This is a genomic window from Luteibacter flocculans, assembly GCF_023612255.1.
Taxonomy (GTDB): domain Bacteria; phylum Pseudomonadota; class Gammaproteobacteria; order Xanthomonadales; family Rhodanobacteraceae; genus Luteibacter; species Luteibacter flocculans.
On sequence record NZ_CP063231.1, the window covers coordinates 1,452,975 to 1,466,889 of the forward strand.

At 67.7% G+C, this 13,915-nt stretch carries 1 protein-coding gene; it reads left to right on the top strand.

Annotation, left to right across the window (positions count from 1 at the left end):
• Positions 1 to 81: 81 nt before the first annotated feature.
• On the top strand, positions 82 to 13,911 hold the full coding sequence (locus tag IM816_RS06325; RefSeq protein ID WP_250340223.1) for an SDR family NAD(P)-dependent oxidoreductase: 13,830 nt from the start codon (positions 82 to 84) through the stop codon (positions 13,909 to 13,911).
• Positions 13,912 to 13,915 lie beyond the last annotated feature (4 nt).

Sequence of the window (13,915 nt, forward strand, 5' to 3'; positions counted from 1 at the left end):
CTCGGCGTACGACCGGGCGAGTAGTGGGTAGGGGTGGCGTTTTTGCATGGGCACGAAGCGTGTCCTGGTTGGGGGAAAAGGATGTTGGATCCAGCACGCTGTATCGTCGCGTTTCTCGCGGCGCCGCTCCGGGATGCCCTGCAGGCCGGACGAGCGCCGGATGGCGCCCGCCCCGTCCTCGACGGCCTGGGCCTGGGCGCGTGGATCGACGATGGGACGGCCCCGGTAACATCGTTTTACGGTGCGGACGCGACAACGCGTGCCGATCTCGTGGCGCGCTGGCATGCGATCACGTCGTCGGATGCTCCATGCACCCATGCCCTCGCCGTGCTGGCGGCGGCAACGTTGCACGAGACGGGTGCGAGCACGGTTGAGACGTCACTCGCCGCCTTGCCGCCGGACGTCGCGAATGCGCTTCGCCACGTCATGGCGGTGGTGGGTTGGGACGTCGCCGACGCGTCGTCGCTGATCTTCTCGTCGAGGATGACCGCAGCGGTGGCCTGCCGAGGGGGCCTGCTCGCCTGCGCTACGGGCGATGTCGCAACGGCAGCGGCAAGCCTCGATGCCTATGCACTGCGCTTGGCAGCGACGGGAATGGTGCCACCGGAAGCGACGGAAACCGCAGAGACGGACGCTCCGCCTGCCGCGCATGCACACGCTGCACCGGCGACACCACTGGGGGCGCTGGTGGCGATGCTCGATGCTGCGGCGGGACGGCAGCCATCCACTGCAGCCGAGGTGCTGGAATCGGCGGGTGCGCGCGGGTTCTACGACGAAGGCGACCGGTTGCCGTACGCCGAGGGAGCGCCGCTCTTCGGTGCCTATCGCTGGGCGCGGCATCCCTCACGTGTGCGCCGCGCGACGCTGGCGGATTTGCCCCGTCTTCTCGAGCTGGAACACCTCTGCTGGGATCACACACGCAGCGACGAGACGGTGCTGCGTCGTCGCATCGATACGTATCCTGCAGGCCAGTTCGTCATCGAGATCGATGGTGCCGTGGCGGGATGCGTGTACAGCCAACGCGTCGTCACGACGGACGCACTCACCACGGTCACTGCGTACGACGTACATACCTTGCACCGGGCCGATGGTGGCCTGGTGCAGCTGCTTGCGATCAACATCGATCCACGTTGGCAGGATCAGCGGCTCGGCGATCGCCTGCTCGAATTCCTGCTGCGCCTGGCAACGGTCACCGAAGGCGTGGAGGGCGTGGTCGGCGTCACCTTGTGCAAGCGCTTCGACGGCGCAAGCCAAGATGACTTCGATACGTATGTCCAGCGCGATGGCACGGGGCAGGACCCGGTGCTCGCTTTTCATCAGGCACACGGCGCGTCCATCGTGCGCGCAGTACCGGGGTATCGCCCCGACGATGCAGTCAATCGGACCAACGGCGTACTGGTCGCCTACGATCTCGTCGATCGCCTTGCACGCATCCGCGCCGCGTGTCCTTCGGGCAGCGCGCCGCTTGCGGGTGCATCGGAGCGCGATCTTGCGCGTTGGGTGGGGCAACGCGTGAAAGCCTTGCTCGGAAACGACAGCGCGGCTTACGCCGCGGAACGGCCGCTCATGGAAATGGGGGTGGATTCCGCAGGCCTTCTGGCCCTGCAGCGCGACCTGGAAGGCGCTCTGGGCCGCGCCTTGCCCGGTGCCTTCTTCTTCGAACACAACACCGTCGCGCGCATCGCCGCGGCACTCGGCATCCGCGACGTCGCGCCCGCGCCCGCGCCGATGGTCACCGCGCCGGCGCGCACGGCGGCGCCAATGGATGTGCGTGCCGGCGATATCGCCATCGTCGGCGTGGCCTGTCGGCTACCCGGAGGCGTCGCGTCGCCCGACGCCTTGTGGAAGGCGTTGGACGAGGGAACGAACCTGATCGGCAGCTATCCGGCGTCGCGTGGACGCTGGGCGTCGCCGTCCCGGTATCCGGGCATCGACCGGGGCGGTTTCGTCACGGATATCGAAGCGTTCGATGCGGCGTTTTTCCGCATCTCGCCGGCCGAGGCGCGCCTCATGGACCCCCAGCAGCGGCTCGTGCTGGAACTGGCATGGCAAAGCCTCGAGGATGCAGGCGTCGTACCGGCATCGCTCGCCGGCAGGGACGTCGGTGTATTCGTGGGTGCGAGCAACGCCGACTACAGCCGCCTGTTGCAGGAACAGGGCGAGGACGCCGAGGCGCATCTGGGCGTCGCCAGTTCGCTCGCTGTCATCGCCAATCGCGTGTCGTACTTCTTCGATCTCGGCGGCCCGAGCCTGCTGCTCGATACGGCGTGCTCGTCATCGCTCGTGGCGCTGCATACCGCGGTGCAATCGCTACGCCGTGGCGAATGCTCCAGCGCGCTCGTGGCGGGCGTGAACGTGATCTGCCACCCCGATCTGTCCGTGGCCTATCACAAGGCCGGCATGCTCTCGCCGGACGGGTTGTGCAAGGTGTTCGATGCACGGGCGGACGGCTACGTGCGCGCCGAGGGAGCCGTGGCGATGTACCTGAAGCCACTGGCCGATGCATTGGCCGATGGCGACCCGGTGCAGGGCGTGGTGCGTGGTACGGCCATCAACCACGGTGGTCTCGCCAGCGGGCTTACCGTACCCAATCCGCGCAAGCAGCGCGATCTTCTGCTCGCGGCTTGGCGGGACGCCGACATCGACGCGTCGGCCATCGGTTACCTCGAAGCCCACGGTACGGGGACATCGCTGGGCGATCCGATCGAAGTCGAGGCGATCCGCGGTGCGCGTGCCGCTGCCGGGCTGGCTGGAAGTACCGCGCCCTGCGGCATCGGTTCGTTGAAGAGCCAGCTCGGCCACTTGGAATCCGCCGCCGGCTTGGCCGGGGTGCTCAAGGTCGTGCTTACCCTTCGCCACGATCATGTGCCTGCGACGCTGCATTTCAATCATCTCAATCCGAAGATCCAGCTGACGGACGGGCTGCGGGTGCAGTCGCCTGCCGCACCCTGGCCCGACGGGCCACGTATCGCTGGCGTCAGCAGTTTCGGATCGGGCGGCGCGAACGCGCACGCAGTCGTTGCTGCGTATCCAGAGACGATGGCGGCCGAACCTTCCGAGGGGCCGCACCTGTTCGTGCTGTCCGCTCATGATCCGGAGCGCCTGCGGGTTGCGGTGGCACGTGCGGTGGACTGGCTGGAGGGTGACGGACGCCACGCGCCGTTTGCAGCAGCGATCCGTACGTGGCAATGCGGTCGCACCGCGTTGCCGCACCGTATCGCGTTGCGTGTCGAGCGCCGCGAGCAACTGGTGGAGCGCCTGCGCGCATGGCTTGCTGGCGCGACGCAGGTCGATGATCTTTGGTCGGGTGACACCTCCGGCGCAATCGACGGCCTGGACATGTGGCGCACGCCTGCTGCGCAGGCGTTGATTGCCCATGCCGCTCGCGAGGGCGATCTCACCCAACTGGCGACGCTGTGGGCGCGGGGTGTACCGGTGGACTGGTCGACGCTGCATGCATCACGGCAACGGATCGCCGGGCTTCCGTCGTATCCGTTCGCGCGCGACCGTCACTGGATCGATGCCGCTTCCGACGGGCTGGTATCCGCCGCGGGCCTCCACCCGATGTTGCACGTCAACGTTTCCGGTCTCTCGGGCGCGGCGTATACGTCGTCGTTCCGCGGAAGCGAACCGTTCCTTGCCGACCATCGTGTCCGGATCGGCGATCGCGTCGATCCGGTGCTGCCGGCTGTTGCGTACGTCGAAATGATGTGCGCCGCCTTCGAACGCGCCACGCCTGTGGCAGAGCGCGGCAGTGGCATCGCCTTGACCCATGTGGCCTGGATGGCGCCGCTCATCGTGCGCAGCCCGGCGCAGGTGCACGTTGTCCTCAGCGTCGACGACGCGGGTAGCGTGCGTTGCGATATCGCGAGTGGCGACGAGGCACGCGTACCGCACGGTGTAGGCCACCTTGCATGGGCGTCCGACGACACGCCGGAGGCGGTCGATCTCGCCTCGCTGCGAGCGCGCCTTGACGACGCGTCGGACGCAGGCTCGCTCTATGCACGGCTGGAAGAGCTGGGTTTGATCTACGGCCCGGCGCACCGCGCCTTGGCTCGGTTGCGCCAGGGCCGCGACGAAGTACTTGCTGAACTGGTGTTGCCGCCATCGTTGCTCGCGACGGCTGGCGCGTATCGCTTGCATCCGTCGCTGGCGGATGCCGCCTTGCAGGCCTGTCTCGGTCTTCAAGGCGGATCGGACGCCGAGCCTCGGCTGCCATTTTCGGTCGAGCATGCCTGGATACGCTGCGACGGCTCCCGCTTGCCGAGCGTCGCCTGGATACGTCGCGCGGGCGAAGGCGACGAGCGAATCGATATCGATCTATGCGCGGAGGACGGCACGGTCGTCGCCGCGTGGCGCGGTTTCAGCACGCGCCGCATCGTCGCGACTGCCGCACCGCGCGTGCAGATCGGTGCCTCGACGTGGCAGGCCATCGTTGACGAGGCACCCGCACTGCCATGGCAGCGCCGAGTGCGTCTCACTCTCGGGACTCGCGCCTGGCCTTCGGCGACGCGGCTTGCGGTCGAGCCCACGGACGTCGTGGCGGTGGTCACAGCGTGTCTTGCCCATATCCAGGCGTCGTTCGCGACGCGTGACGCCGAACCCTGCCTGTTTCAGATCGGCATCGACGAAGGCTCCGCCCTGGGTGACGGTCTTGCCGCGATGTTCCGCACGATCGCACGCGAGGAACCTCGTTGGCACGGGCAGGTGCTGGTCGCACCGGCCTCGGTCGATGGCGATGCGTTCTCTGCCTGGGCCGATGCGATGGCGGCACGGCCAGGGCTGAAGCTGGTGCGCTGGAAGACGCACGGTCTGGGAGAAACGCCGGCATGGAACTTCATGCCGGGCGTGCCCGATGGCGTGCCTTACCGAGAGCATGGCGTCTATCTCGTCACCGGCGGACTTGGGGGCATCGGGTCGCTGGTCGCCACAGACATTCTGTCCAGGGCCGCGCATGCACGTGTTGTCGTCGGTGGGCGCGGTGCTCTGGAGGGCGAACGTGCCGTGCGCTTCGAACGACTTCGTCGGCGCTTTGGCGAACGCATCGACTATCGTTCGATGGATCTCGCCGACGATACGAACGTCGCTGCCGCCATAGCGGGCATCGTCGCTTCGCATGGCGCACTTCACGGGGTATTTCATGCTGCGGGAACCACACGCGATGCGTTCGTCAGGGGCAAGGCGCTCGATGACGTAGCCGCGGTGCTGGCACCGAAGGTGGCCGGTACGCTGTCGCTGGACGCTGCGACCGTCCGGCTCGCATTGGACACGTTCGTCTGCTTCTCGTCGACGACGGCTGCGCTCGGTCAGGTCGGTCAGGCCGACTATGCGGCGGCGAACGGATTCATGGATGGCTTCGCGCGGCTGCGCAACATGCGCGTGGCTGCGGGAGAGCGACACGGGCGGACGCTCTCCATCGCATGGCCGCTGTGGAAGGACGGTGGCATGCGCATGGACGATGTCGCCCGGCGCGAGTGGCAAAAGGCGACCGGCATGCTGCCCCTTGGGACGGACGACGGTCTGCGCGCCCTGCGTGCAGTGCTGCTATCGGGTATCGAGCACGGCATCGTCATGTCGGGACGCGTCGACGCCTTGCAGCGCACGCTGGACGCGACCCGTAAGGCCGCCCCGGCGACGTTGCCGCGTGATGCACAAATGATCGCCGCGCCCGCGTCGGCAGGTGACGACCTTCGCGCCGCCGTGGAGACGTGGTTGCGCGGCGAGCTGGCACGGGTACTGAAGACACCGGCGGACCGCGTGCAGGCCAGTGCTGCGTTCGAGACCTTCGGCATGGACTCGATCCTGGCGATGGCGTTGACCGGTGCATTGGAGAAGACCACCGGCCCGTTGCCCAAGACGCTCCTGTTCGAGTATCGGAACCTGAGCGAACTTGCCGGCTATCTCATGACGTCGCACGCGGACTCGCTCACGGCACGCTTTGCGGTAACGCCTGCGCAGCGTGCGGTGGCATCGGTGGCGGCGCGTACGCTGCCCGCGCCCACGGCGAAACTTCCCGCGCTTGCCCGTCGCGGTCAAGCGCGAGGCGCCGAGCCGATCGCCATCGTCGGCATCAGCGGTCGCTATCCGGGGGCGCCTGATCTGGCGACGTTCTGGACGAACCTGCGCGACGGGGTGGACAGCATTGTCGAGGTGCCGGCGGATCGTTGGGACTGGCGGCAGTATTACAGTGACGATCGCACGGCGGCGGGCCGGCACTACAGCCGCTGGGGCGGTTTCATCGAAGGCGTGGACGAATTCGATCCGCAGTTCTTCTCGATTGCACCGCGTGAAGCGCGCTTCATCGATCCGCAGGAGCGCATGTTCCTGCAACACGCGTGGATGGCAGTCGAGGACGCCGGTTATACGCGCGCGACGCTGCGCGGAGGCGATGAAGAGGCTGGGCGCGTCGGCGTCTACGTCGGTGTGATGTACAGCGAATACCAGTTGTTCGGCGTGCGTGCGCAGCCGGAATCGTTGCGCATGGGCTTTGCCGGCAACGTGGCGAGCATCGCGAATCGCGTGTCCTACGTGCTGGACCTGCATGGTCCGAGCATGACGGTCGACACGATGTGCTCGTCATCGCTGACGGCGATTCACCTTGCCTGTCAGGATCTGCGTTCGGGCGCGACCCGGATGGCGATTGCCGGTGGCGTCAATCTGACCGTGCATCCGCACAAGTACCTCATGTTGTCCGCGGGCCAGTTCATCTCCAGCGACGGCCATTGCCAGAGCTTCGGCGAAGGCGGCGACGGATACATTCCGGGCGAAGGCGTCGGCGCGGTGGTGTTGAAGCGTCTGGCCGATGCCGAGCGCGACGGCGACGTGATTCACGGGGTGATCCGTGGCAGTGCGTTGAATCACGGTGGCCGGACCAACGGCTATACCGTGCCGAACCCGCAGGCGCAGGCAGCTGCGATCGAGCGCGCCTTGAGCGAAGCGGGTGTGGACGTGCGCCGGATCGGCTATGTCGAAGCCCACGGCACCGGTACGCGATTGGGCGATCCCATCGAAATCGCCGCCTTGTCGCGGGCGTTTGGTCCCGCGGCGGAGAAAGGTGGCTGCCTGATCGGTTCGGCCAAATCGAACATTGGCCATTGCGAAGCGGCGGCCGGCATCGCCGGGTTGACCAAGGTGCTGTTGCAGATGCGCCATGGTCAGGTGGTGCCCTCGCTGCACTCGGCACGGCTTAATCCGCATATCGACTTTGCATCGAGTCCGTTCACGGTGAACCAGACGCTGCGGGCGTGGGAGGCGCCGGTCGTCGAGGGGCGTCGGGCGCCGCGGATGGCGGGCCTGTCGTCGTTCGGCGCGGGCGGCTCGAATGCGCACATGGTGGTGGAGGCGTACGAAGCGACCGCGATGGCGTTGCCGGACGGTCCGGTGGTGCTGGTGTTGTCCGGCCGTACCGCGGAGGCCCTGCGCGGTCGCGTGGCCGATCTTCTGACCTATCTGGAAGACCGCCCCGCGCCGCTGGCTTCGGTGGCGTGGACGCTACAGATCGGCCGCGAGGCGATGAACGAGCGGCTGGCCTGCGTGGCCGCGGACGTGCCGGGTGCGATCGGGCAGTTGCGTGCGTACCTGGAAGGCGAAGAGAGCGAAGGCCTGTTCGCCGGTCAGGCGCAGCAGCATCGTGACGCGGTGGCGTGGTTTGCCGAAGACGCGGAGCTGCGTGAAGCGGTGGCGCGCTGGGCGAGTGCGGGACGGTTGGAACGTGTGGCGCAGGCCTGGGTACGCGGCGTGGAAATCCCCTGGTCCGCACTGCATGGCGGGCGGACGCTGCCGAAGACGAGCCTGCCGACGTATCCGTTTGCCCGCGAGCGCTATTGGCTGGATCTGCCAAAGGCCGATATCGCACCAGGCGCATCGCGGCTGCATCCGCTGCTGCACGAGAACGTGTCGGATCTGCGTGGGCAGCGTTTCCGCTCGCGCTTTGGCGAGGCGATCGGTGCGTGGGACGTGCTGGAAATGGCACGTGCCGCAGCCGTACGTGCGCTGGGTGTGGACGATGCCACGCCGTTGGGTCTGTACGACGTGGCGTGGTTCGATACGCCGCGTCACGACGACGTGCTCGACGTGCAGGTGTGGCAGGACGACGACGGCATGTTGGGTTTCGCCGTCACCCGCGACGATGCCGACGAGACTTTGCTGGCCGAGGGCGGCGTGGACATCGCCGCGACCATGCCATCCGCCGATGCGAGCCTGGAATCGCTGCGCCAACAGCTACCGCTATTTGAAGCGGACCATCACGAAGGCGCAGACGACTACCTGCTGCTCGCGAACGGCGAATGGTCAGGTATCGCTTCGGTGCTCGATCGCGTGGCATCGCCGACGTCGCTTGCGGCCATGCTGTGTGGATCGGCATGGCCGCAACAGGCATGGCTTCGCATACGCAGGCAGACCGGGAGCGTGCGCGTCGATATGTATGCTGGTGACGGTACGTATTGTGCGCGTCTCGATGACGTGCGCATCGATGCGCCGATGGCTCGCGTCGATGCTCAGGACGAGGCCGAGAAAGCAAAGACGATCGAGCAACCGTGGTGCGCCGGCCCCGCCTGGGTGCGGACCATCGGCGGCGCGCGCGCGGACGACGCGATCACGGCTCGCGAGGCTTCCGTGATTGCCAAGCCGCGTATTGCGCTGGACGCCTTGGACGCGTCGGGCAGCGGCTTCGGGGGATGGATCGCCTCCCGGCCACGCATTGCCTTGCCTGCCACCGTTCACGGCGACGACACGGTGGCGACGAGCGAAGTCCGCGTGGATGACGTGGCGAAAGGCGTGGCACGCCTTGGGATTTCAGCGGCAGGCGGCATGATCTCGGCCGCGGTGCACGACGCAGTGCTCGCTGCGCTCGCCCATGTCGCGACGCGTACGGATCTGCGCGTCCTGCTCGTTGCCTTGGATGCCGAGAGTGGAGCTTTCGAGACGATGGGCTTCGCGCGCGACGTCGCCGCCCAGCTTTCCGCGCTGCCATGCGCTGCGGTGGGGTTGTGTCGCGGCGACGCGATCGGCGCGTCGTGGTGGTTGGCGTTGTCGTGCGATGCATTGGTGGTGTCGTCGGGGGGCCATTACGGTCTGGATGAAGGTTCATGGAGTCTGGCGGGTGCGGTGCGTCGGCGGACGGGTGTGGTCGATGTCGCGGTGCGCCCCGGTGCCGCCTGGCAGGCGGCGGGTTGGAGCGGTCGCGTCGTGCCCGCGGCGCAGGTGGACGAGGAAGCGCTGTCGCTGGCTCGTGCGCTGGCCGAGAAGCCGGCCGACGCGCTGCGTCTGCTCAAGGCGCACCTGTGGCGTGGCGAGATGGACGCGCCTTTCGAGGTGTCCGCAGCCGTGGCCGATGCGCCGGCACTGGTCCGCGTGGATGCCCGCGAGGTGTCGGCGGTGCGCCGACAGCTAGACGAAGCGATCGCGCGTGGCGCGTCGTCGGTGGTGCTGTGGAGCGAGGTGGCGCCGTTCGAGGACGGCGTGGAAGCCAACGCCATCGCCTCGCTGTGCGCATGGCTGGCTGAGGCGCCGGTGCCCGTCGTGGCGGCATTGGGCGGCGATGCGCAGGGCGCGGCGTGGTTGGGCCTGCTTGCATGCGACGAGGTCGTGCACGCCGCCGAAGGCTGGTACGGCGCCCAAGGCGTGCTCGATGCCACGCCGTTGTCGGGGTGGGCGGGTGTGTGCCTGCCGTTGCATCTGGGGCATGAGGGCCGTCGGGCATTGCTGGACGGCGAGAGTCGCCAGGGTCGCGCGTGGCGTGGTGCGCAGGTGGCGAACGCGGGCGACGTATTGTCGCGAGCCCAAGCCCTCGCCCGTCGCTGGGCCGGTCAACCGGCCGCGGTACTTTCGGCCTGGCGCCAGGCACGTCGGGTTCCCTCGGTGGTCTGGGAATCGACGAGCGAAGCGCTGCCAGCGGCCGGTCCGATCACGTTGTCGAACGCGGTGGTGAAGGCCACGGCGCAGGCCGATGGCGTGCTGCTGATCGAGCTGTGCGATCGCGACGCTCGCAACATGTTCTCCGAGGCGCTGGTCCGTGGCGTGGAGGAAGCCTTCGCGCATGCGGCGAGCCAGCCGTACCGCGCGGTGGTGGTGACCGGTTACGACACGTATTTCGCTTCGGGCGGTACGCGCGAGAGCCTGCTGGCGATCCAGTCGGGGCAGGCCCGGTTTACCGACTTCACGATCTTCCGTCTGCCGATGAGCTGTCCGGTGCCGGTGATCGCGGCGATGCAAGGCCACGGCATCGGAGCAGGCTGGTCGCTGGGTCTGTTTGCGGACCTGGGGTTCTACGCGGAAGAAGCGCGTTACGTCAGCCCGTACATGGATTACGGCTTCACGCCAGGCGCGGGCGCGACCTTGATGGCGCCGGCACGACTGGGTCAGGCGCTGGGTCGGGAAAGCCTGCTGAGCGCCCGCGAATACACGGGTCGTGCGCTGGGCGAGCGTGGCGTGGGCGAGGCGGTGCTGCCGCGCGCCGAGGTGTTGCCGGCGGCACTGGCGTTGGCGTCGCGGATGGCGCGGCATCCACGCCATCGATTGGTCGGGCTCAAGGCGTTGTGGAACGTGGGGCTGGCCGAACGGGTGGACGAGACCTTCGCGCGCGAGCTGGACATGCACGACAAGACCTTCGTCGGCGACGCGGCAACGCTCGCGCGTATCGAGGGTCGATTTGGCTCAGGCAGCGCAACGACGCCCGTCGTCGCCCCCAAGTCGACGCCGTCGAGAGCGGCGGCCTCTGCGACGGGGCGCGAGACACCGGCCCTGGACGTCAAGACTACCTTGCGGCGCCTGCTTGCACAGGAACTGCAGATGCCCGAAGACGACATCGACGAACAGGCGCAGTTCGTGGATCTCGGCCTGGATTCGATCGTCGGCGTGACCTGGGTGCGCCGGATCAACGAGACCTACGGTCTCGCGATCGAAGCGACGCGGGTCTACAGCCATCCGACGCTGGCACTCATGGCTCGACACGTGGGTGAGCAGGTCAAGTCCATGGCACCGGTCGAAGCCGTTGATGTTGCCGCACCGGCCAACGCACCGACGACCTTTGCCGATGCGCCGCGGCGTCCGTCGATCCGGCGTCGCCGCCCACATGCCACCGCGGCGACGCGGCGCACGGCGGAGCCGGAAGCGATCGCGGTCATTGGCATGGCAGGGCGCTTCCCGCAAGCGAACGATCTCGATGCGTTCTGGCGCAACCTGGCGGAGGGGCGCGACTGCATCGACGAAGTGCCGGCCTCGCGCTGGTCGGTGGATCGTTACTACCGTGCCGGCGCGGCGGAGCCGGGTCATACCAACAGCCGCTGGATGGGCGCGCTGGACGGTCACGATCAGTTCGATCCGCTGTTCTTCAGCATCTCGCCGAAGGAAGCGGAGCACATGGACCCGCAGCAGCGTCTGTTCCTGCAGACCTGCTGGCATGCGTTCGAAGACGCGGCCTATGGTCCGCGCAGCCTCGCCGGTACGCGTTGCGGTGTATTCGTCGGCGTCACCAACACCGATTACCAGCAGCTTTCGGCCGAACAAAGGCGCACGGCGCAAGGTTTTACCGGCAATGCCACGTCGATTCTTGCCGGACGCGTGGCTTACCTGCTCGACCTGCAAGGCCCCTGTCTGTCGATCGACACGGCGTGTTCGTCCTCGCTGGTGGCGATGTCGCATGCGTGCGAGAGCCTGGTCAACGGTACGGCAGACATGGCGCTGGCTGGCGGTGTGTACGTGATGGTCGGGCCGGACATGCACATCAAGACGGCGCAGGCCGGCATGCTGTCCACCGACGGACGCTGCTTTGCCTTCGACGCCCGTGCCAACGGTTTCGTGCCGGGCGAGGGTGTCGGTGCCGTGGTGCTCAAGCGCCTGGCCGACGCCGAACGCGATGGCGATCGCATTCACGGCGTGATCCGCGGTTGGGGCGTGAACCAGGACGGGCGTACCAATGGCATCACCGCACCGAACCCGGTCGCGCAACAGCGCTTGCAACGGGGCGTGTACGAACGCTTTGCGATCGACCCGGCACAGATCCAGTTGATCGAAGCGCACGGCACGGGGACCAAGCTGGGCGATCCGATCGAGGTGCAGGCGCTCAAGGACAGCTTTGCCGCGTACACGCGGCGGGAAGGCTACTGCGCCTTGGGCTCGGTCAAGAGCAACATCGGGCACACGCTGACGGCGGCGGGTGTGGCCGGATTCCTGAAGCTGCTGCTGGCCCTGCGACATCGTCAGTTGCCCCCGACCGCCCAGTTCGAGCGCTTGAACGAGCACATTGCCCTGGAAGGCAGCCCGTTCTTCGTCAACGCGCAGCTGACGCCGTGGATGGTGGGGGAGGGCGAGCGTCGCCGTGCGGCGCTGAACTCGTTCGGCTTCAGCGGCACGAATGCGCATCTGGTGGTGGAGGAATACGACGCACCGGTGGTGGCCTCGCCCAAGGGCGAGGCCCTGTGTGTGCTCTCGGCACGCACGCCCGAGGCGCTGCGCACGTTGGCCACGGCGCTTGCCGAGCGGCTGGAGCGCGACGGTTCGGACTGGCTGGACCTTGCGTACACCTTGCAGGTTGGCCGTGAGGCCATGGAAGAACGGTTGGCGTTCGTGGCGGACGATGCGGCCACGGCCGCAGCACGACTGCGTGGCTGGTTGGCTGGTGAGCGCGGTGGCGTGCACGTGGGCCAGGCGGGTCGGCAGCGCGAAGCGGTGGCGATGTTCGCTGGCGACGAGGATCTGCGGCGCACGGCGGACGGCTGGTTGCGCGAGGGGCGTCTGGAGAAGCTGGGCGAATGGTGGGTGCGCGGTCTGGACCACGACTGGGCGCAACTGCATCGCGAGCGCACGCCTCGCCGTGTCGATGTGCCGTTGTACCCGTTCGCCAAGGAGCGCTATTGGCACGACGCGCCGGAAGAAGAGTCGGCGACGCTGCCGTCCACACAGGCGCATGCGCATCTGCATCCGCTGATCCATCGCAACGTCTCGCTCATTGGTATGCACGCCTATCGCTCGCGTTTCGATGGCGGCGAGTCTTTCCTGGCCGACCACCGCGTGCGTATCGGCGACAGCGGCGTGCAGCGCGTGCTGCCTGGCGTCGCTTCGCTCGAGATGGCGCGTGCTGCCATTTGCCTTGCCTCGGGAGCGGCGCTCGAACAGCCGGTGGCGCTGTCGCAGCTTGTCTGGCTCGCGCCCTTCGTAGTCGCTGCGCCGCGCGACGCCGTGGTGGATGTGACGATGGCCGAAGGCGGCATGCTCGATATCGCCATCGAGGATGAAGAGGGCGTGTCGCTCTGTCGCGTGAGCGGGCAGGTGGTGCAGGCCCTGCCTCCCGCACGGCTCGATCTTGCCCACGTCGCGGGCGGCATGGCGGAGCATGTCGATGCGTCGACGCTGTATGGCGCTTTGACCGCCATGGGTCTGCACTACGGTCCCGCGCATCGCGCCGTGACCGAGGTGCAGCGCGGTGATCGCCAAGCGCTGGCAACGCTGCATCTTCCCGCCGACCTGTCGCTCGACGAGCGCTGCCTGCTGCATCCCTCGCTGCTGGATGGCGCGGTACAGGTCGTGGCCGCCCTCATGCTTGCCGATGGTCCGCTACCGACACAGCCACCGGTACCTTCGGCGCTGGCAAGCGTGCGCGTGCACGCGGCATGCGGCGAGACAACCCATGTGTGGATGCGTGCAGCGCGGGGACACGCCCCCGAGCACGGGCAGTGGGTGGTGGATATCGACCTCTGCGACGACGACGGCCTGGTGAGCGTCGAGCTGCGCGGCTTCGTCTTGCGCCTGCTTGGTGCTGAACGCGCCGACGCATCGCGAGGCGTCGGCGAATCCGCCACGCCCGTTCCGGACGCCACGCCCGAAGCCGTGGACGACCTCATGTTCTACCGGCAATTGATCGACGCCGTCGCGAACCGCGACATGTCGGTCGACGAAGCGCTCGACCTTGGATAATCGC

Excerpts from the sequence above, each read along its gene's own strand:
- IM816_RS06325 (WP_250340223.1), top strand. The coding sequence starts at position 82 with ATGTTGGATCCAGCACGCTGTATCGTCGCGTTTCTCGCGGCGCCGCTC.